Source organism: Novosphingobium sp. ZW T3_23 (assembly GCF_044987305.1).
Lineage (GTDB): Bacteria > Pseudomonadota > Alphaproteobacteria > Sphingomonadales > Sphingomonadaceae > Novosphingobium.
In genome coordinates this window covers 1-21,583 of sequence record NZ_JBJDRF010000045.1, presented here as the reverse complement: position 1 = coordinate 21,583, position 21,583 = coordinate 1, and the positions used below count along the sequence as shown (strand labels likewise).

General features: G+C 64.1%; 15 protein-coding genes. 9 read left to right on the top strand and 6 right to left on the bottom strand.

Translation table 11 applies throughout. The features are described from left to right. Nucleotides 1-205: 205 nt before the first annotated feature. Nucleotides 206-547 carry a DNA -binding domain-containing protein gene (locus ACI3K3_RS19120; RefSeq protein WP_404916539.1) on the bottom strand — a complete coding sequence of 114 codons (342 nt, stop codon included), beginning with the start codon at nt 545-547 and terminating at the stop codon, nt 206-208. Between the two features lie 157 nt (nt 548-704). Next, complete coding sequence (locus tag ACI3K3_RS19115; protein ID WP_404916537.1) at nt 705-1,010, bottom strand: transcriptional regulator domain-containing protein; 306 nt, start codon at nt 1,008-1,010, stop codon at nt 705-707. A gap of 176 nt (nt 1,011-1,186) precedes the next feature. Between ACI3K3_RS19115 and ACI3K3_RS19110 the strand changes: the two genes are divergently transcribed. The 7 genes from ACI3K3_RS19110 to ACI3K3_RS19080 all read left to right on the top strand — a co-directional run bounded on the left by ACI3K3_RS19110 (nt 1,187) and on the right by ACI3K3_RS19080 (nt 6,786). Continuing rightward, a complete protein-coding gene (locus ACI3K3_RS19110; protein WP_404916535.1) occupies nt 1,187-1,939 on the top strand; it encodes an autoinducer binding domain-containing protein in 753 nt (250 codons plus the stop codon). 71 nt (nt 1,940-2,010) lie between these two features. Then, the gene (locus tag ACI3K3_RS19105) at nt 2,011-2,628 is read left to right on the top strand and encodes an acyl-homoserine-lactone synthase (protein WP_404916533.1); all 618 of its coding nucleotides are present in this window, start codon (nt 2,011-2,013) and stop codon (nt 2,626-2,628) included. Beyond that, nucleotides 2,615-3,484: a phytanoyl-CoA dioxygenase family protein gene (locus ACI3K3_RS19100; RefSeq protein WP_404916531.1), complete on the top strand. Its 870-nt coding sequence runs from the start codon at nt 2,615-2,617 to the stop codon at nt 3,482-3,484. Before ACI3K3_RS19105 ends, ACI3K3_RS19100 begins: the two co-directional genes overlap by 14 nt. Next, nucleotides 3,484-4,083, top strand: a complete 600-nt coding sequence (locus ACI3K3_RS19095; protein ID WP_404916529.1) for a GntR family transcriptional regulator — start codon at nt 3,484-3,486, stop codon at nt 4,081-4,083. Before ACI3K3_RS19100 ends, ACI3K3_RS19095 begins: the two co-directional genes overlap by 1 nt. Nucleotides 4,084-4,196: 113 nt before the next feature. Beyond that, nucleotides 4,197-4,316, top strand: coding sequence for a benenodin family lasso peptide (locus ACI3K3_RS19090; RefSeq protein WP_334185946.1), 120 nt, complete (start codon nt 4,197-4,199; stop codon nt 4,314-4,316). A 65-nt stretch (nt 4,317-4,381) separates the two neighbouring features. Continuing rightward, nucleotides 4,382-5,050, top strand: a complete 669-nt coding sequence (locus ACI3K3_RS19085; RefSeq protein ID WP_404916527.1) for a lasso peptide biosynthesis B2 protein — start codon at nt 4,382-4,384, stop codon at nt 5,048-5,050. Then, entirely contained in the window at nt 5,047-6,786 is a 1,740-nt protein-coding gene (locus ACI3K3_RS19080; RefSeq protein WP_404916525.1) for an asparagine synthase-related protein, read from the top strand. Before ACI3K3_RS19085 ends, ACI3K3_RS19080 begins: the two co-directional genes overlap by 4 nt. Here ACI3K3_RS19080 and ACI3K3_RS19075 read toward each other — a convergent pair. The 4 genes from ACI3K3_RS19075 to ACI3K3_RS19060 all read right to left on the bottom strand — a co-directional run bounded on the left by ACI3K3_RS19075 (nt 6,776) and on the right by ACI3K3_RS19060 (nt 13,478). Beyond that, nucleotides 6,776-8,773, bottom strand: a complete 1,998-nt coding sequence (locus ACI3K3_RS19075) for an Atxe2 family lasso peptide isopeptidase (RefSeq protein WP_404916523.1) — start codon at nt 8,771-8,773, stop codon at nt 6,776-6,778. The genes ACI3K3_RS19080 and ACI3K3_RS19075 overlap by 11 nt on opposite strands. A gap of 173 nt (nt 8,774-8,946) precedes the next feature. Then, nucleotides 8,947-11,484, bottom strand: a complete 2,538-nt coding sequence (locus ACI3K3_RS19070) for a TonB-dependent receptor domain-containing protein (RefSeq protein WP_404916521.1) — start codon at nt 11,482-11,484, stop codon at nt 8,947-8,949. A 121-nt stretch (nt 11,485-11,605) separates the two neighbouring features. Further along, complete coding sequence (locus ACI3K3_RS19065) at nt 11,606-12,589, bottom strand: FecR family protein (protein WP_404916519.1); 984 nt, start codon at nt 12,587-12,589, stop codon at nt 11,606-11,608. A 31-nt stretch (nt 12,590-12,620) separates the two neighbouring features. Continuing rightward, the gene (locus ACI3K3_RS19060) at nt 12,621-13,478 is read right to left on the bottom strand and encodes an RNA polymerase sigma factor (RefSeq protein WP_404916517.1); all 858 of its coding nucleotides are present in this window, start codon (nt 13,476-13,478) and stop codon (nt 12,621-12,623) included. Between the two features lie 567 nt (nt 13,479-14,045). On the opposite strand from ACI3K3_RS19060, the gene ACI3K3_RS19055 reads away from it, so the two are divergent. Continuing rightward, entirely contained in the window at nt 14,046-15,770 is a 1,725-nt protein-coding gene (locus tag ACI3K3_RS19055) for a ShlB/FhaC/HecB family hemolysin secretion/activation protein (protein WP_404916515.1), read from the top strand. An 11-nt stretch (nt 15,771-15,781) separates the two neighbouring features. Continuing rightward, a partial coding sequence (locus tag ACI3K3_RS19050) for an MBG domain-containing protein (protein WP_404916513.1) occupies nt 15,782-21,583 on the top strand: 5,802 nt, incomplete at its 3' end.

Here is a 21,583-nt window from a genome sequence, read left to right as displayed (position 1 = left end):
CTTTTCAGGATTTTGCCGCTTCATAATCGAGGCATCCTCGGCTGAGAGGAAGCCTTAGGGGTCTTGCGTCAGCTGCAGATGAGCCGCGACGACCCTCGAGGGCTTACAAAGCCTCGACCAGAATGCATCGGTCGTCAACGGGGGTGACGACCGATCTGGCAACGTATCATTGAGCTTCGCCAAATCGAAGTAAGCGCGAATCAAATCAACTACGCATCAGCCCGCGATAGCCGCCGGCGGCCATCATACTACCCTCCCGAACAAGACGCCGTACGCGCGAGCGCAAAGAATCGGAGCGACGGCCATCGGCAGGCTCATTGGCGTAAACGACCTTGGCCATTTCTCCGAGGCTCGCGCCGGCAACGAGCCCGTCGTGAACTCTGAGCATCTGGACTAGCCTCGCCATCTTAGGATCCTCTGGATAAAGAGAGGCCAGAAACCGCCGGTGGTCGCAGAAAGCAAGAAGCCGGCGCAGAGGAAGCACTCGGGCGCGTAACGTAGCGATTCCGTGGAGCCGGTAACGCAGGCATACAGGCCCGTTCCTCATTGAACCGGCAGTGACATCGAGCCTGATCCGCCGGCGCCCGTCGCTGATGACGACATGCTCCTTGCCGTCTTCGGCCCGAACAAGCGACAGCCACTCGGCAAATGCCGCCGGATCGATGGTGTCGTCGCCATCCCGCCCGGCCGGTAGTGCCTCGACCTCAATGGTTCCGGGGTCGATATCGGCCGACCAGATAAGCTGTGCCCCCGGGGCGGAAACCTCGGGATCCTCGGCAAAAGTGGAGCCCCCACGCCTGGGCGGCGCCTCCGTCCCATCCTGAGCGGGTGAGCTCGCTGGCGCGCGCATACCAGTCGATGTAGCCTTGATCGCGGCGCAGCCATTCCCAGGCAAGCGCGGCCCGATCTATACCGGCAAGACTGCGATAGGAATGAGGATCGCGCCAGTCGCGGGCGTCATGGCCTGCGCCGCGAATGCCTGAAGTGCCGCACCCAGCAGCCCTATTCATGACGATTTCATGACAGAATGTGTCTTGCCGTCGGAGCCGCAACTTATAGGATAGGCGTCATCTGCAATCGCGCTTCGTTTCCGGAACGAAGACCGGAGCCGAATGCGCCAGAACGGGCAAGGGACGGTTCGGCGCAAACTGGCGGCTTGAGACGCCGCGGCGAACCGAGGCGAAGCATGGCCTTCATAAAAACATACAGGAGTTTCCGGAACCGGATCGAGAACGCGGCAAACCTTGATGATTTGGATATTACCCTCGCCGAGATCACGAGGTCGATAGGCTGCGATTACTACGCTCTCGGCCATCACGTCGAACAGGGCGAAGTCAAGCTGACGCTGCGATTGTGCAATTACCCGCCGAGTTGGGTGCAGTTCTACGACGATAACCACCTTAGCGGCCGCGATCCTGTACACCGTGCGGTGGGTCGAACCCACGAGGCGTTTCTGTGGAGCGAGGCTGGTCAGTACATAGATTTCAGCCGCACCGACCAGCGGCACATGGAACTCGCGAAAAGGCACGGCCTCGGGGAAGGCTTCACCGTGCCGGCGCATATGCCGGGCGATATCCAGGCATCGTGCTCCTTCGCCGCAATCCCGGGCCGCAAGCTCGATGAGGACGGGCTCATCCTGGCGCGGCTGATCGCAGACGATGCGTTCAAGGCAGCGCGGCGGCTGATAGGATACAAAGAATTCATGAAGCAGATGCGAAGCGCGCCGCTGACCCGGCGGCAGCGCGAATGCCTCGCCTGGGTCGCGGCCGGCAAGACCGATTGGGAAATCGGCCAGATCATCGGGATCAGGGAGGGCAGCGTCCGGCGCCATATCAGCGGCGCCTGTGCCCGGCTTGGTGCGGTGAAAAGGCCACAGGCAGTGTTCCTCGCATGTCGCGTCGGAGCGATCAGCTATCATGAGGTTCGCTGCGCCCGATAGGGACGGAACCGCCCCTATCGGGCCGCGCCGGACGGCAGGCAGGATTGCGAACCCTTTTTTGGAGATTCGCGATGATCCACTGCCTGCCCAATGCACCCGGCGCCGCCGAACTGAAGGTCCTGCGCAGCATGTTCGAGGCGCGCAAGCGCGTGTTCATCGATCTGCTGCACTGGGACCTTCCGGTGATCGCCGGCCGTTTCGAACTCGACGAGTTCGACATGGAACCTGCCACCTATGTCGTGCTCAGCGGCGAGGACGGCGCTCACCGGGCGTCGGCCCGCCTGCTGCCGACCACGGGACCGCATATCCTGTCGGCGCTGTTCGCCGGCCTGTGCGAGGAGGAAATCCCGCGTGGTCCCACGACCTTGGAGATCACCCGCTTCTGCCTCGACCGCGGGTCTTCGGCGGCCCGGCGCCGGCGTGACCGTGACGAGCTGATACACGCGCTTGTTACATTCGCGCTGCGCAGCGGCATCGAGCGTTTCACCGGCGTCGCGGAAATAGCATGGATGCGCCAGGTCCTTTCGTTCGGCTGGCGATGCCGCCCGCTCGGGGTGCCGCGAGAGATAGGCAGGCGCACATTATCCGCGATGGCCATCGAGATCGACGAGGACACCCCGGCCCTGCTGCAGCGCTGCGGCCTCATTGCACCGTGCGCAGGGCGGGAGGCATACGATGTCTTCCACTGAACATCAGGCCTGCAAGATCGCGGAGGCGCTTCTCTCCAACGGTTTCTGCCGGGTGACCGGAGCGATGCCGGCAGAAAAGGTCGAAGCGATCGACCGCGATCTCGCGCCCGCCTTCGAGAATACGCCTTTCTGCGCCGGCCATTTCTACGGCAACCGCACCAGGCGCTTCGGGCGATTGCTGCGGCGTTCGGCGCATGCCGAGGCGTTTGTACAGCACGAGGCGATCCTGCAGGCGGCAGAGCACATCCTTGCTCCGGCCTGCGACACGATCCAGCTCAACCTGACGCAAGGGATAGCGATCCATCCCGGAGAGCTGGCGCAGATGCCGCACCGCGACCAGGACATGTGGAGGCTCGGCCCGGGCGCTGCCGAATGCCTGGTCAACGTCATATGGCCGTTCACGCCCTTTACCCGCAAAAACGGCGCCACCTGGATCTGGCCGCGTAGTCACGGTCCGGCCGCGGGCGAAGATCCGCCGGACAGCGAAGGGCTGCAGATCGAGATGGAACCGGGCGATGCGCTGGTTTTCCTGGGCTCGGCGCTTCACGGCGCGGGCGCCAACACCAGCGGCGACATCCGGCGCGGGATGATCGCGGGGTACTCTCTCGGTTGGCTCAAACCATACGAGAATCAGTGGCTTGCCTATCCGCCCGCGGTTGCCCGTCGGTTTTCCCCCGAGCTTGCCGCGCTGGTGGGCTACCGGCAGCACCGTCCGAACCTCGGTAACCACGAAGGGCTGTGTCCATCGGTCCTGCTCGGTAACGGCCCCGCGCCGGGCCGCGGCGCGGCTGACGCGCTGCTTCCGGCACAGGCGAGCGCTACAGCCGCGTATGCGGCGCGCCAGCGGAGCGGATGATGAACGCCGGTCCCCGCTCCTCGCAGGCCTACGACGATCTCAAGCGCCTGCTGCTGTCCGGAACGATCACTCCCGGCGAGCGGCTCGATCCGGCGAGGCTTGCAAACGATCTCGTCTCCGGTGTCACCCCGATACGCGAAGCATTGCTGCGGCTGGCAGGCGAGCGGCTGGTCGAGATCCGGCTCAACACGGGGTTTCACCTGCCGGTGATGACGGAAACGATCCTCATCGACCTCTACCGTCTGAACTTCGAACTGCTGCGCCTGGGCCATGCCGTTCCGGGAAGCAGGGACCCGGCTCTGCCGATGGACTGGCCCGGCGCCTCCCATGCCGATGGCGCCGCCGGTTTGTTCATCGCTATCGCCGACTCGTCGCAGCGGCCGGAACTTCTCGCCCAGCTCGTCATGATCAATGACCGGCTGGCGAGCGCCCGCGCAGCGGAAAGCCTGCTGTTCGATGACGTCGTGGAGGAACTCAAGTCAATTAACGACACGAGACATGACGACCGTAAAGCGTTCACTCGCACCATCAGAGCGTACCACCACAAAAGAATAACCAACGCACGGAGGTTAGTCTCGCTAATTTACAATACAGACTGAACTAAGAGGTAGATATAATCAGAATATAGGAAAACTATAAATTTTTTATAATCAGCAATCCGAGTCACCTTGTTTGAGTCGCAATATAGCGGCGCTTGAAGAAGGAGACTGAAATGGAACGCGAAGACACTGTCATCGACCTTGGCTCCGCCACTGCGGAAACCAGGGGCCCGATCGGCCAGGGCAACGATCTCGTGCTGGCTCTCGAGCAGCCGGGTCTCACTGACGACTGACCCACGAGGATGCGCGGCGGGAGCCGCGCATCCTTCTGCCCACGACATTCTCGGGGGAACGCATCATGTCGACTTCGCTGCGCAGAGGCCTATCCTTCTGCACCCTTGGAGACCGCATCGTCTTCCTGGACCTGCCCGCCGACCGCTATTTTGGCCTATCGCGCGAAGCGGAGGATGTTTTCAGGCGGGCTTTGGCAGGTCATCCGATTTCGCGGACTGAACGGGACATTTTGGTAGGGGCCCGGATCATCGACCCGGGCGACGCGCCGCTGAGCCTCGCCCCCTGCACTGCAGAAACTCCGCATCGCAGCGCGTTCGACCAGATGTCCAACCCCTTGCGCCGACGTGACGTCGCCGCCCTCGCTTGGCGCTTGCTCCATGCACGCGTGAGCCTGCGCCTGCGGGGCCTACCGGCAACCGCAGCGACCCTCGCGCGCTGCAAGGCCGCGGCGACACGGGATGGAGAGGCAGGCGCGGTTACCACGCGGCAGGCTCTTGCTGCGGTCGCCCGCGCGCAGGAGGCCTGCGCCCGCATGTTCGGCTCCCATGACCTGTGCCTGCCTTATGCGATTGCGGCGGCACGCAGTCTCCATGCAGCCGGAATTCCCGCCGATATCGTGATCGCCGTCGGCATGCCGCCGTTCCGGGCCCATGCCTGGGTTCAGTGGCGGGATGTGCTGGTCAACGAGCGACTGGAGATCGCCGCCCATTACACGCCGATCGCGGTACTGTGATTCAGAAATATCTCATCGCCATCGGGCTCGGTGAGGCGCGGCAACACCGCCTCCTCGGGCGCCTCCGCCGTGACGGCCTTTACGTCGTTCTGGACCGCCCCGGACTGCTCGCCGCAAGCAAGACGCCTTCGAAGGCAATCCCGATCGGAAAATCGGGCTGCATTCTCGGCTCGCTGTTTTCGCGGACCAGCGCGAAGCGAGTGCTGTCGCTGCCCGGATCCGAGACGGAGTACATCCTGGATAGCGGCGGCAGACACCTGCTCGGCAAGTACTGGGGTGACTACATCGCACTGATACCGCTTGCCGAGGGCCCGGCGGTACTGCGCAGTCCGTTCGGCACGCTGCCCTGTCTTTATCGCGCCGCCGACCAGCATGCGTGTCTGGCCTCCGACATCGACACCCTGCAGCTCGGTACGGAAGGTACATGGTCTGTCGACTACGACGCAGTTGCCCGGCAACTTGTGTTCGCCGACATGCGGCTGCGGGAAACCTGCCTCGAAGACGTCTGCGAGGTGCGCGGCGGCGAACGGGCCCATTTCCTTCGCGGAAGGGCCGAGCATCATGTCCTCTGGTCGCCGTGGGATTTCGTGATCGCGGGCAGAGCGCCGCCTGGCGCGCAGGAAGCCGCAGCAAAGCTTCGCGAAGAAACGATCCGCTGCGTCCAGGCGAAAACCGATGACATGGATCGATGCCTGGTCATGCTCTCGGGCGGGCTCGATTCGTCGATTGTCGCTGCTGCGCTGACCGCGAGCGGCCGGGACGCCCAATGCCTCAACCTGGTCGCCCCGGCATCGGCCGGTGACGAACGCGTCTATGCCCGGGCCGCCTGCGAGCGCCTCAAGCTCACCCTTGCGGAAAGGAGGATGGATGAAGGCTCACTGTTGCGGGACTTGCCGGCTACAACCCACCTACCGCGTCCGGTCGCCCGCAGCTTCGAACAGATGCTTTATCGGACCACCGGAGACATTGCAGAGGAGCTCGGATGCGACACGATCGTCGACGGCGGCGGCGGCGACAATGTTTTCTGCTCGTTGCAGTCGGCTTCGCCCGCCGCAGATTGCCTGCTTGATCGGCAAGGGCTGAGCGTGTTCCGGCGCACGTGCAACGAGATAGCGGCGCTCACCCATGCTTCGGCATCGCGGGTAGCGAGAAAAGCCGTTCGGCGCGCCTGGGAACGTTCGCGTCCCTACCGCTGGCCCGCCGCCGAGCAGATGCTGTCACCGAAAGCCATTGCCGCAGCGCACCGGCCACCGCTGCACCCCTGGCTGTCGGCCGGCAATCCGCCGCGACCGGGTCGGTCTGCTCAGATCGCGCAGCTCATCGGCGCCCAGAGTTTCATGGAGGACGGCCCCCACGGCGCGAAGTCGAATGTCGTGTCTCCGCTCGTGAGCCAGCCGCTCATCGAGCACTGCCTGTCGCTCGCACCATGGCAATGGATCGAGCGCGGATGCAACCGGGCCATTGCCCGTCGCGCTTTCTCGGACATGCTGCCGCCCGAAGTAATCTGGCGGCGCAGCAAGGGCATCCCGGACAGCTATATCGTGCAGCTTTACGAGGCCAACCGGGAGATGATCCGCGATCGGTTGCTCGGCGGTTTATTGGCCGGGGCAGGCGTGATCGATAATGCTGCCGTCGAAGCAGCTCTGGACGATCCGACTCCCTTCAGGGGACGAGAATGCAGCCGGATCGTCAGGCTGATGGACGTAGAGATCTGGGCCCGCGGGATCACGGGCTGATCGGCCCCCCTCTTTTCGGTGCCTTGCGCGCAAGCTCCCGCCAGCGCGCGTACTGTTCCCGTTTCCCGGGCACCGGATCCTGATAGCCGCGCAGCCAGAAGTTGAACCAGTCGATGGCGCGATCATAGACCGCGAGGCGGTGCGCCGGCTGCCACTTGTTGTGATACTCGTCCGGGAAAACATAGACTTCGAGAGGTTTGCCCGCCTCGGTCAGTGCGCCGATGGCCGGTAGCCCGAGCGACGCCTCCCGGTCCGCCAACTGCATGAGTATCGGGGTATCGATCTTGCGCGCGTTGATCGAAAGCGAGATGGGTTTCCAGTACTCCCGGTCGTTGTCGACCGAAGGCGGGACGCCCCGCCGCAGGATTTCCTCGCCCCATGCGAAGCCCCCGAGCACGGTCTGGGTCAACAGGTCGTCGCAGCATGTGCTCATGGCCGCTGCCTTGAAGCGGCGGGAATTGATCAGCGCGAACTCAATGGTTGAGGCACCGTCGCTGAGACCGCTGATGCCGACGCGTTCGGGATCGATCGTCCCGGTGGCCACGGCAGCATCGATGCCCGCCTCGATCGCAGAAAGCGTGTTCTTGCGATCGGCCCAGCCGTTCCAGTCGGTAGCGCGGCCCTGCTCGAATGTCCTTACGGAAGGGTCCTGGCTGCCTACGGACGGCGGGCGATCGAAGCTCAGCACGGCGAGGCCCTTCGCGGCCATGGGATAGATCGGATAGTCATCGCCGATCCCGCCCCTCAGGAAGCCGGCGCTGCGATACTGCACGACGACGAGAGGCAACTTGCTTTTGCCGTCGTAATCCGGTGGCAGCACGAGGTCGGCCCAGGCGGGATAGCCGCGATCGCTGGTGACCTTGAGCCGCGTGACCTTCCCGAGGTTCAGGTCCGCAAACTCCGGGTTCGGGTCGAAAATGAGGCGGCTGCGCCCCGACGCAAGATCGACCCCCATGATGCGTCGGGGCGTGGCGGCGTTCTCGCGGCCGCATATGAGTTCGTCACCTGCAAAGATGCATCCGGTCAGGGCATCGTTCGTACGCAAGATGGTGGTAAGGCGATTGCTTGACGGCACCCAGCGGTAGAGGACGAATTCCTCGCTGTTCCATCCTTCGCGGGCGAGGAAGACGACGGACTTGCCGTCACGTTCCCAGAACAGGCGGCCGATCTTGCCGGCGCAGCCCTCGGCCTTGCAGGCGATATCCCTGCCGCCGGGCAGTCGCGCCCAGACCCGCCGCTTGGCATAGGGAAGGTCATTGACCGGCGCTGTCCATGCCGATGCGCCGTTCATGGCCCGAGCGGCAAGCTCGTAGGGGGATCCCGCTGCCGGCGGCGGATTTATGATCCGCTCTTCCTCCGGCGTCGCTTGGCGAACGCTGGAACCTGCGAGTTCGATCACAAAGGCTGCCCTCGCCAGATCCTTTGCCCACGGCTGCGGCTCCCAGGATTGCATGGGCAGGATACTCTTGTCGTAAAGCCAGCCGGTTCGGGCTTCACGGACGATCCTTTGCCTTGCCGCGTCCCGGCCCGGCCTGGTGAAGTAGGCAAGCGCGCCGGAATCCGGGAGCCACGTGAAATTCTCGACATTGCTGCCTTCATGGGTGAGCACGCGGCTGCCGCTTCCGTCGGCCTTCGCGGAAACGAGCTGGACAACGCCGTCCACTTCCTTGCGGTAAGCGATCGACGTTCCGTCCGGCGACCAGGCGGGAACGATCGTGTCGGGAAAGCCGGTGACGATGTAGAGGTCGCGGAACACGCCCGCGAGGCGCGGGATCGCTCCCCCGCGGTCGATGATCCGCGGCGCGCCCCCGCCCCTGCGCGGCATGACCACCAGCGCCGAGCAATAGGCATTCGCCTTCGGATCGCCTCGGGTGATGACGAAGGCGATGCTGTTCCCGTCGGGCGACAGCGCATAGGGGCTCTGGGGATTCGAAATCACTTCGGTGTCGCCGACATCGCGGATCCGGGCGAGATCCATCGTGGTCATGGTCCGGCCTGATGCCCGGGACGACGACCCCGATGATGGCGCCGAAGGCGCCCCCGTTGACAACTCCGGCGACCGCAGTGCCTGAGCCGAAGGAAGGAGGTCGTCGCAGGTTGCTCGCGCCTGCCCCGCACTAGAAAGAGCGCCCGCCAGTGCGAGCAGGCTGGAAGAAAGCTTTACCATTTTTTGGACACCGTGAGGCTGAGGACGCGGCCGAAAGGCGCGTAGTTGGTGCTGTCGTAAGGGGTATCGGTATAGGCCCGGACCGCGATGGGGCTGGGCTTGTCGTTGAAGGCGTTCTGGAGCGAAGCGATCACCTCGATCCCGGCTAACAGGGCGCTTCGCCGGTTCGCGGGACTTAGGCCCGCGTCGTTCCGGTCCAGGTGGTAACGCAGGGTCAGATCGACCGGCGTCATGGCGCCGATCCGAGGCGAAGAAGCCGAGCGGATATCACGGACCGGACCGATGTAGTTCACCGCAGCGAGCAACGAAAACTGCTCGTCGCTCCATCCGACCTCGCCGCGGGCCCGGTAATGCGGCGGGTTGAAGATCGTCCCTGCCATCTGCGTGACCGCCTGCCCGGCCGCGATCTGCTGCCTGCTTTCGATGTAGCTGCCGTTGAAGGCGGTGCGCAGCACCCCTCTGCCCAAATCGAACTGATAGTCGGCCTGCACATCGACCCCTCGCACCGTCTGGCGTCCGGCATTGATGTTGGAATTGTCAACAATGGCGATCACCGTGGCCGGATCGTAATCGGCCCCGGAATAGTTGGTGAAGGTTGCCCCTCGGGCCAGCGCGTCTGCCTGCTGGGCAGGGTCCGGATCGCGCGTGACATAAGGGGCATAGACCGCGTTCGACAGCGACTGCGCGGTATAAGGGATCGGCGTGACGATCCGGTCGCGGTAACGGATCTCGAAATAGCTGATTTCAAGTTTGAACCCTTCGAGGGCCCGGGGATGAAGATCGAGCGTGGCCGACCAGTTGGTCGAGCGTTCGGGCCGCAGATCAGGATTGCCACCGGAGACCAGCAGGGCTGTTCCGCCGCCGTTTCCGCCCAGCACCGGGGCGGCGTATAGCAACACTGTCGCCGGCCGAAATTGCTCGTAGAGCGTCGGCGTGCGGTAGGAACGCCCCCAGCTTCCCTTGACCGAAAGATCCCTGGTCGGCGAATAGATCACCCCGAACTTGGGAGTTACGACTGAACCGACGCCGGGATAACGCTCGTAGCGCGCGGCAAGGCTGACATCGAGCTGCTCGCCGAAGGCGGGAAGCTGACCCGCGCCAAACACGGGAACGGCAAGCTCACCGAAGGCATAGTAGCTGTCCTGGGAAGCCTCGATAGAGGCACCGGGCGCCGAGCCCATTCGCCGGAAGTCATTCCGACGATATCCTCCCCCGAGCGCAGCCTTCACGCTGCCGCCGGGAAGTTCGACAAGCCTGCCGGTGCCGGAGAGCTCGATATTCCGGGTCGTGTTGCGATAGACGCCGGAGCTGGCTTCGCTCCGAGTTCCGCGGATCGTGTTCACACCGCCGAACGCGGAGCGATTCCAGCCATAACTGCCGCCCAGCGTCACCAGCCAGTCGGAAGGCAGCGCAAGGTTCAGCGACGGCGCCGCGCCCCAGGCCTCCGAACCTCGCGCGAAATCGACGCGGCTGATCGCAAGGTCGCCGGACGCATTGAGCGGCAACGTCTGTTCCCACCAGCGCTTGTTGTAGAGAAAGTCGAGATCGAAGGTGAGATTGGCGGCTAGATCCTGCCGCACAACGAGCGCGGCATTGTGGTGACGCAGATAGGGTGTCAGCGTGACCCCGGGGGTACGCGTTTCGGCGTAGGAGCGCTGACCCGCCTTGATCGGGGTTGTGCGTGCGAACTCGTACGCGGCAAGTACGCTTCCCGACTGCCAGGTCCGGCCCGCCGTGGCGCCGTACTGCTGCTGGAAGTTGCCGCCGTCCGTCGAACCGGCAAGCCGTGCACTCGCTTCGAGACCGTCGAAACGGCGACGAAGGACGATGTTGGCTACGCCTGCCACCGCATCCGAACCGAACAGCGCCGAGGCCCCGTCAGGAACCACGTCGATGCGCTCGATGGCACCGAAGGGAATGGCGGAGACGTCGACCCCCTGGGTAACCCCGGCATAGCTCATCCGCCGGCCGTCGAGCAGCGTCAGCGTGGCATCGCTGCCAAGCCCTCTGAGGTTGATCGACGTCCCGCCGTCGAGGTCGACGCCCCGCCCACCCGGAACATTGTAGCCCACGCCGGCATTCTGGCCGCCGCCGAAGTTCTGCGGGATCGCGCGCAAGACGTCTGCAACGGACGACTGCCCAGCATTGCGCATCGCCTCGCGCTCGTACGTGAGGGTTGTCGAGGCAATGGCCGCGCCGCGAATGCGCGTTCCCGTGACGACGATCCCGTCCCCGGCCCCGCCGTCCGGCTCCCGCGGCCCCACCACGAAGCCGGATCCGCTCGCGCTCGCCTTCAGTCCAGTCCCGACCAGAAGCACGCGAAGCGCCTCTTCCAGGCTGTAGTCACCATCAAGGCTCCGCGCACTGCGACCGGCGATTTCGGCGTCATTGGCGCTGATGTTGGCAGCGAATATCTGCCCGAGTTCGCGAAGCGCGCTCGACAGTGGCTGCGCCGGAATGTGAACCGGGTGCCGCTCAAGTACCCCGGCACTTGCCTGAGGCTGCGCCGCGACAGGGGCGCAGCATGCCATTGCGGCTGCAGTCAGGCTGCAGCACGCCAGAAAACGGTAACGCACTTGGTGACCTCCCATCCCGAAGAACCGCTGTTCGCTGGATCCTTCATGACGGGAACGGCCTGGTGCCGAATCTACCCTACCGCCTTTTTTGACTTTCTTCTGACCCCGGACGAACCAGAGCCAAGGTGCCCTCTTCCCGCGCCTGTACCACCAGGCCGAAGGTTAGCGCTGCCTGCCGGGCGAAGGCCTCCGGATCGGAGCGCCGGAAGGAACCGGTTATCCTCATCCCGGCCGCCGCGTCGCCTTCGATGACGACAGGGGTAGGACTGGTAAGGTTGAATGCCGCGACGGCGGCAACCAGGTCCATACCGTCGAACACGATCATGTCGCGCGGCCACTGAAGCGTTGCGGCAATGATGGCACGAGGTTTGCCGAGCGTCCCACCGGCAAACGAAATGCTTTCCCCGGCCTTGAGATCAACACCCCGCCTTCCCGCAAGGACGCTTCGAACCTCGACCGCGCCTTCAAGAAGCGAGACATCGGCGGCGGCGCCCGGCAGGAGCGCGACATCGAAGAGGGTACCATGCGCCTCGACACTGCCCCCGCCCGCCTCGACAATGAACGGCCTGCTCGTGTCATGGGCAACGGCAAAGCGTGCCCGGCCCGCAAGGAGCCGCAGCCGCCGTCCTCCTTCATCGAAGGCCACCTGCAGGCGCGCCCCGCGATCAAGGGTGACATTCGACCCGTCGGGAAGGTGAATGGTTCGGGGCGCCTCATCCATCGCCGCCGACACGAGCCGGTGGGAGCCCGCCTGCGCATCCAGACCGCCCGCGACCTTGATGGCCAGCATGGCGCCAACGCCGACAGCGAGGATTGCCGCTGCGGCCCATGCCCAACCCTGGGGTGCAAATTTCCGCCGTCCAACGCCTTCGAGACCACGGCGCTTGCCCGTCGCGGTATTGGCGAGGAACATCGTCGTGTCCCAGGCCCGTAGCTTCTCTTCATAGGCCTGCGCGCGCGCCGGATCCATGCGCCAGGCCTCGAAGGCGGCGCACGAGGCTTCCGCGTCGGGCCCGCGCATGACCGCGAACCAGTCAGCCGCTTCCTGCTCGATGCTCATTGCGGCACCGGCCCTGCTCCCGCCGCGACGATCACGGTTTCAAATGCCGCGACACGTGAGCGATCGCCTTGCTCATATGCTTCTCGATCGCTTTCACGCTCAGCCCGGTCCTTGTCGCTATCTCGCCGTAACTATAGCCGTCGAGCCGGTGCGCGAGAAATATCTCCCGGGTCCTGGGTTTCAGGCGAGCCATGATCGCCTCGAGGCGCGCGAGAGTATCCCTCGCTTCAAGGGCCGCAACGGTATCGAAACCCTCAAGTTCATCCACTCCATCGTCGTGGAATTCGGCGCAGCGCCGAACCGCCTGGCGCGCCTCGTCCCTGATCAGATTGATCGTCGCCCGCCTCAGGTACGCAGCCGGGGCGACGACTTCGAGCGGATCGTCCCTTCCTCGTCCGGCAAGCCGCATGAAAAGCTGCTGGACGATATCGGCGGCGCGGTCGGCCGAAGTATGACGGACCGCAAAACGCACGAGCCTGTCACGATGCGCGTGGTAGAGACCCTCGAGCCAGTCGGGATCACGCCTGACGAGCCGGTCCTCCGGCGGCAGGGGCTCGCCTTCGCAGATGACGCGCGTTTCCGCACAGTCTTCCGATGCCCGGTTCAGCCGCATGACGATGCCCGTCCAGCAACGTACGCAGCTGATGCACTCCGCCAGTTGCGGGCGCTCTCGTTGCCCATCTTCATGGGCTTTCTCCACACGGAGTTCACCCGGCCTAAACCGGACGAAGCCAACGTTTTGAAATCGAGTACCGGCGTCTTTAGCCACGAAGGCCTGGACATTCACGCTGGCGGCCCGGATGCTTTCGCGCCGAGCGATAGTTTCAAGAGGAAGTTGGCACGCCTCTACGCTGAAAATAAGCGCACGCCCGACACTACGCAGGTGCACTCACAATGCAAGTTCCGAAAGTACGGGACCCGGGCTGAAGATTCATTGCTTGAGCAAGTGCCGAGATCTTTAGCCGCATGCGGCCTGGACATACATCCCGGCAGCCCGAATAATCCATTCGGCCGACATTTCGCATCGACATAATGGAATGTTGGTCGCCGCATTGACAAAGTATCATCAGGGCATCTGCGCCAGGATTAAATCTTTGCAAGTTTCGCAGCACGCTGCCCAATAACGGCCTATTCGCAGCACATCTTCGTGATGCACACCAAAGCCCGCGAGCAGCGGCCGAGGGAAGCCCATTCAGACGCCACTGCCAGGACAGCCCTCTCTCGCCGAATAGAGGCCTTTGACGACACACATACCTTGTTTCGTGATCATTTCATCACGGCCGGAAAAAACCGCGATGTTACGTCTTATCAACGTTTTCCTATCTATAGAGAAGTTAACGCCCCGTTTGGCACATGATGTGAAACACGGCGGTCGTGACTGAGACGCCATCTCGTCTCGCCCGGCGCCTTCCTGGCATCGGAATGACTTCCTACGTGATGACAGGACAGAACACCGATGATGAAGCGCCTTGCGGCCGGCGGAACGATCATGATGATCGCACTGGAAATGCCTTCGCTGGCTTACGCCCAGACAGCTTCGCAGATCACCCCTCCGACCTTCGCGCCGCCACCGCCAAGGGTCGATGCTCCGATCGTCATTCCGCAAGGGTCTGGAGCGCAAGCGCCAGCAGGCGCCGAGGAAATCGAACTGAGCCTGGGCGAAGTCAGTGTCGAAGGTGCCGATCTCGACACCAAGGCCTTGGCCAACCTGCGCGAGACACTCGTCGGACATCCGGTCAAGCTGTCCGAAGTGTTCAGCGCTGCGCGGGCCCTGGAGGCGGATTTTGCCCGCCAGGGCCATGTGCTGACGCGCATTACCGTCCCGGCCCAAAGCCTTAATAAAGGTGCCACTCTCAAGCTGATAGCTGTTCAAGGCTTTATCGAGCGTGTCGATGTAACCGGCCTGCCCCGCCCCGTGCAGCGACGCATCGCGGCGACGCTGGCTGCGCTCGAAGGCAGCACGGACATGACCCAGGCCGATCTCGAACGCCGCCTGCTTCTCGCGGCTGACGTGCCGGGTGTTACCCTGCGCTCGACGCTCGCCGCCGGCGAAACGCCGGGCGGTACCGTATTGGTGGTGGAGGGAACCTATAGACCGACCAACGCCTTGCTTTCGGTAGACAACAGCCTGCCGAGCGCCCTGGGCGGCAAGAACTTCGCGATCGGAGTGACCTTCAACGGGGTGCTAGGCGCGGGTGAGACGGTCTATCTGCGCGCAGCGGGCATTCCCAACGTCACCCATGACAACAGCTTTCTCGATCCGGCACCGCGAAACCGGATGCTTGCTGCCGGAGCCATCGTGCCGATCGGCCATGATGGACTGCGTCTCAATGTCGAGGGCACGGATGCGCGAACGGCACCACGCCATGCAGACACCGCGCCCGGATTCGGCACGCACTTCAAGCGGCTTTCGACGCGCCTGAACTATCCTTTCATCCGCAGCCGCGCTCTCAACCTCGTCGGCGAAGTGACCTTCGACGTCCAGAATGAACGGGTGCAGATCATCGATCCGCTGACATTGCCGATCTCGCTCGACCGCCTCCGCGTGCTGAGGAGCTCAATCGACGGCCGCGCGGCCTTGCCCAGCAACGGCATGGCCCGCCTGCGAGTGGAGTTCTCGTCCGGCATCGACGCGCTGGGCGCCCGCTCGGCGGCAGAAGCCACTCCGGTCCAGCCGCTTTCCCGCGCCGGGACCGATGCAGACTTCCAGAAGCTGACCATCGATGCCGGGATCGATCAACCTGTTGCGCCGCATCTTGCGCTGTCAGCGAACGGCCGCGCGCAAACGGCGTTCGGGCAGGTGATGGCCAATGCCGAGCAAATCGGCATTGCCAGCGCCGACGGCCTCTCCCCGCTCTATTCGGGCACGCTTCAGGGCGATAGCGGTTATGTGGTGCGCGGAGAGATTCTCGCTCCGTTCGATCTCGACACGCGCGGCATGTTCTCGCGCCTGGCCCCCTACATCTTTGCGGCGCATGGCGAGGTCCATCTGGAGCGCCCCACCGTGGTCGAACGCAGCAATACCGGCGCAACTGCCTATGGCCTCGGCCTGCGCGTGAACGGCCAGACAGCCGGCGGCAGCGCCGGCGTTTCCGCCACATTGGAATATGGCCGCGCCAAAATCGAGGGAATCCGCCGCGAAACCGACCGCGTCTCCTTCAGCATCCTGACCCAGTTCTGAGGACCAGAACCATGAACCGCAATTTCGCGCTCGCCCTGCTCGCTTCCACCGCCCTGCTGCCGGTCACGGCCAAAGCACAGCAACTTCCGAGCGGCGGCCAGGTCGCCGCCGGCAACGCTGCCATCAGCGCCCCTTCCGGTGGCGCCATGACCATCACCCAGGGCAGCGACCGCGCCGTCATCAACTGGCACGACTTTTCGGTTGGCGCCGGCGGACGGGTCGACATTCTCCAGCCCAATGCCGGTTCCGCCCTGCTCAACCGCGTGACCGGGGGCACCAGTTCCACGATCGCCGGACAGATCAATGCGAACGGTCAGGTGTTTCTGGTCAACCCGAACGGCATCCTCATCACCCCCACCGGATCGGTAAAGGCGGCAGGCTTCGTCGCCTCGACGCTCGACCTCGGCGATGCGGAGTTCATGCGCGGCGAGATCAACGTCTTCGGGCGGGGCGGATCGGTCACAAATCAAGGAACCATCTCGATCGTCAAGGGCGGCTTCGCCGCGCTGATCGGCGGCAAAGTGGACAACAGCGGCCTGATCCTGGCGCCGCTGGGCAAAGTAGCGCTTGGCGCGGGCACCCGTGCGACGCTCGATCTGGAAGGCGACGGTTTCCTCCAAGTCGCCCTGCCCGCGAGCGACAGCGGCATCACCATGCCGGGCCGGGTCGTGGCCGACGGCGGCGCGGTGGTCATCAGCGCGGCCCAGGCCGTCGATGCCGCGCGCTTCACGGTCAACCTCTCGGGCGTGATCGAGGCCAAGGGCTTCGAGAGCAAGGGTGGCACCGTGGTGCTGACCGGCGATGCGATCGCTCTCACCGGCGCCAGCATCGACGTGTCGGGCACCCATGGTGGCGGCAGCGTCCTTATCGGCGGCGAGGCGAAGGGCCAGGGCAAGCTTGCGCACGCCCAGACGCTGAGCGCCGATGGCGCCAGCAGCATCAAGGCCGACGCAACCGGTGCCGGAAACGGCGGCGAAATCGTTCTATGGTCGGACCGGCGCACCGACTTTGCCGGCAGGCTGTCCGCCCGCGGCGCGGGCATCGGCATCGGCGGCGATGCCGAGATTTCCTCAGCCGGGATGCTGAACTACACCGGCATCGCGGATCTGCGCGGCAGCCGTTTCGGCACGCTGCTGCTCGATCCCTACAACATCCTCATTTCAAACGCCGCGGACAGCGGCGGTTTCACCGCTACCGCCGATGACAGCGTCATCAATGCATCGACCCTGCAAAACGCGCTGACGCTGGCCAACGTGACCGTCTCCACCGGAACGGGGGGCGCGCAAGCAGGCAACATCACCGTGGCGGCACCGCTCACCTGGTCGTCGGGCAGCACGCTCACCTTGGATGCAGCGAACGCCATTGCCATCAATGCGCCGATCACCGTGAGCGGCGCCGGCGGGGTAGCGCTGAATGCCGGTTCCACGGCGATTGGAAACGCCAGCATTCTTAATCTCAGTTTCGGTAATGGCGCGAGCGTCAGCTACACCGGAACAGCTAACAGCGGGCAGCGCCTGGCGATCAACGGCGAAGCCTATGGCCTGCTCTATTCAATGAGCGACCTAACTGGTCTGGGCTATGCCAACGGTAGGTATGCGCTCGCAAACGATCTTGCATCGACAGAGACCTATAACAGCGCCGTCATCCCGTACTTCAGCGGCACGCTCGAGGGATTGGGCCATCATATCTCGAACCTGACCGTGGCCGGCAACAACTCCAGTTCTAATGGCGGCCTGATCGGATCCCTCAATTCGGGGGGCGTCGTTCGCAATATCGGCCTGCGCGGGGGGTCGGTAACCAGTCGATATGGTCTCAGCAACGGTGTCGGGGGGTTGATCGGCTTCAACCTGGGCACTGTAAACAACGCTTACAACACCGGTTCAGTAACGGACGGGTCCGATGGTCTCGTAGGCGGGCTTATAGGCTACAATTACCGTGGAACTGTAAGCAACGTTTACGCCACTGGATCGGTATCAGTCGCAAATAGCTCCAACGGTTTGGCTGGCGGATTGATCGGCTACAGCGTTGAAGGCACCGTGGTCGACGCTTACGCAACCGGATCGGTGGCGGGCAGCTTTAACGGTCTCGCTGGCGGCCTGATCGGCTATGCTAACGGCGGGACAGTCAGCAACGCTTACGCCACCGGATCGGTGACTACAACGAATGGCTCTTTCGGTACGGCTGGCGGCCTGATCGGCATCAACAACAACACCAGCGTAACAAACGCCTATTGGGATTTGCAGACATCTGGACAGTCAGGGAGTGCCGGCGGCACCGGCCTGACGACTGCCCAATTCCAATCAGGTGCGGCAACAGCGCTCGGGTCTGCCTTCGCCGGCGGAACGAACGGCCTCTATCCCTATCTTGCGAGCTTCTTCCCCAATGGCGTGCAGGCGATTTCGGGGACGGCCTATGACGCAAGCAATGCCGCAGCAGCACGTGCGCAGGTCGGCGTCTATGCCAATGGCGGTCTGATCGGCGGCGGCACGATTTCGACCGGTGCCAACGGCTACTACTACACCATCGTCCAGGCCGGCACGCTCACCAACGCCACCGGCATCGGTCAGACAATAACGCTCAGCGGCCAAAGTGCCCCCGGCAGCCTCCAGTACAGCGACAGGCTGACGCTTGACGGCAACGGCAACATCTCCGGCCAGACCCCGATTGCGGGCACCTTCCTCATCGACACCGGTCGGACGCGCTGGTCGGATCTCGATGCAACCTTCGGAGCAAGCGCTCATGCCGCGCTGGAGACTTCGCTTTCGGGGCTGAACCGGCAGGTCACCGCAACGGGCGATTTCACGCTCGACCAGGCCCTGACCGTCGATGGCGGACTGAACCTTCACGCCGGCGGTAAAATAACCGTGGCCGCGCCCATCAACTGGGCGACCAATGCCGCCGTGACGTTGAATGCGGCAAGTGCCATCGCCATCAACAAGTCGATCATCGCGAGCGGCGCCGGCCAAATGGCCCTGAATACAGCTACCAGCACGGTCAGCGGGTTTAGCCTTCTGAACCTGACCTTCGGAAACGGCGCCGGCATCAGCTACACCGCCGCACCGAACAGCGGACAGAGCCTGTCGATCAACGGCGATGCCTATACGCTTCTCCATTCGATGAGCGACCTCGCCGGTTTGAACAACGCGACGGGCCGCTATGCCCTGGCCACGGACCTGACGGCCTCCAATATCTATACCACGGCAGTCATTCCCACCTTCGGCGGCACGCTGGAAGGTCTGGGCCATACCATCTCGAGTCTCCGGATTACGCGCACGGCCGATTACACAGCGTTGATCGGAAATCTGCTAAACACCGGAACCCTGCGCGACATAGGATTGACCGGCGCATCGATTTCGGGCGGCGGCTATGCAGGCGGCCTGGCTGGCTACAACGCCGGCGTGATCGTCAATGCCTCGGTGAGCGGCTCAATCAACAGCTCGGCCAACAACGCCGGGGGCCTGGTCGGCTACAATGGCGCCGGCCTCATCACCAACGTCTATGCATCGGGTTCCGTCAGCGGCGGACAGAACATCGGCGGTCTGGTAGGCTGGGCTCAGAACGGCACTATCAGCAATGCTTACGCGACCTCGAAGGTGAGCGGCAGTTCTGCTGTCGGCGGTGTCGTAGGTAACAACCGGGGGGCTCTCACCCAGGCTTACGCCACTGGACCGGTCAGCGGCACCGGCTCTAGCCAAGGCGGCCTTGTCGGCAGCAATGGTGGGGGGACTGTCCAGTCAAGCTTCTGGGACATGGAAACCACCGGTCGCCCCACCAGCTCCGGCGGCGGTACCGGGCTCAACACGGCGCAGTTCCAGTCGGGCAGCGCCGCAGGTCTCGGTTCTGCCTTTGCCGGCGGCACGAATGGCCTCTATCCCTATCTCGCCAGCTTCTTCCCCAACGGCGTGCAGGTTATTTCCGGCACCGCCTACACCGTCGGCGGTGTGGGTGCGGCCAATGCCATCGTCAACCTCTATAGCGGCAGCTCGCTGCTGGCGGGCGGCACGCTGGCGACTGCGGCGAACGGTTATTACTACACCATCCTACCGGTAGGCACCCTTGCTGACGGCGGCAGCGTCGGCCAGACCCTGACACTGGGTGGGGCTTCCACCGTAAGCGGCGTTGATTATCGGGACGCAGTCTCAGTCGATCCCCAGGGTAATCTCCTCGGCCTTTCCGTCCAGTCCGGCCTCATGAACCTGACCACCAGCCAGACCCGGATTTCCGATCTGGGCGCGATGGTCCAGGCGACCCTGGGCGGGCTCACCTCGGTCGATCCGGACATTTCGACCACGATCAATGCGCGGGGCAACTTCACGTTCGACACGAGCTTCGGCAGTAATTCCAGCGCCGCCGACCTCTCGGTGAACACGGGCGGGGACCTGTCCCTTCTCGCAGGCGCCAGCCTGACGGCTCGCAATATCAGTCTCAGCGCAGGCGGCAACTTCATCAATCTGGCGGGAGCGTCGGCGCTCGATGCCGCAGGTCGCTGGTTGATCTATCTTCCCGATGCGCTGGACAACGCTTATGGCGGTCTCGACAGCCAGAACACGGCAGTCTGGGCTACCGCAGCCGGAGCAAGCATCTCAGCGAACGGCAATCGCTACATTTTCGGCGAAAGTGCCGGCACGCTCGTGATGACGCCGCTCAATACGTTCAAGACCTATGGCGATACCATCGCCCCGAATTTCGCGTTCATGGTCACCGGTTATCGCCAGGGCGTCAGTGGCGCCTACCAAGGCGATAGTTCCGGCCTCAACTGGACGGGCATGCCCACCTTCGCCTCGACCGGAGCGGCCGCCTCCGCGAACGCTGGCGCCTATGACATCACGATGTCCGGACTGTCGGGCGCTAACGGCTATAACGTGAGCTTTGGCACCGGTACGTTGACGGTCACCCCGCGCGGCCTCACCGTCACCGCCGACGCGCTCTCGCGCCTCTATGGCAATGCCAATCCGGCGCTGACCTACTCCGTGGCCGGCGATGGCCTCGTCAACGGCGATACCCTGAGCGGCGCGCTGGCCACTGCGGCAACCGCCACCAGCAATGTCGGCACCTATGGCATCACCCAGGGCTCCCTCGCGGCTGGCGGCAACTATGCCCTCACCTTCACCGGCGCCGACCTTACCGTCACGCCGCGCGGCCTCACCGTCACCGCCGATGCCCTCTCGCGCCTCTATGGCAATGCCAATCCGGCGCTGACCTACTCCGTGGGCGGCGACGGCCTCGTCAACGGCGATACCCTCAGCGGCGCGCTGGCCACCGCAGCAACCGCCATCAGCAATGTCGGCGCCTATGGCATCACCCAGGGCTCCCTCGCCGCTGGCGGCAACTATGCCCTCTCCTTCACCGGCGCCGACCTCACCGTCACCCCGCGCGGCCTCACCGTCACCGCCGACGCGCTCTCGCGCCTCTATGGCAATGCCAATCCGGCGCTGACCTACTCCGTGGGCGGCGACGGCCTCGTCAACGGCGATACCCTCAGCGGCGCGCTGGCCACCGCAGCAACCGCCATCAGCAATGTCGGCGCCTATGGCATCACCCAGGGTACCCTCGCGGCTGGCGGCAACTATGCCCTTACCTTCACCGGCGCCGACCTCACCGTCACTCCGCGCGGCCTCACCGTCACCGCCGACGCGCTCTCGCGCCTCTATGGTAATGCCAATCCCGCGCTGACCTACTCCCTGGGCGGCGACGGCCTCGTCAATGGCGATAGCCTCAGCGGCGCGCTGGCCACCGCAGCAACCGCCACCAGCAATGTCGGTGCCTATGGCATTACCCAGGGCACCCTCGCCGCCGGCGGCAACTATGCCCTC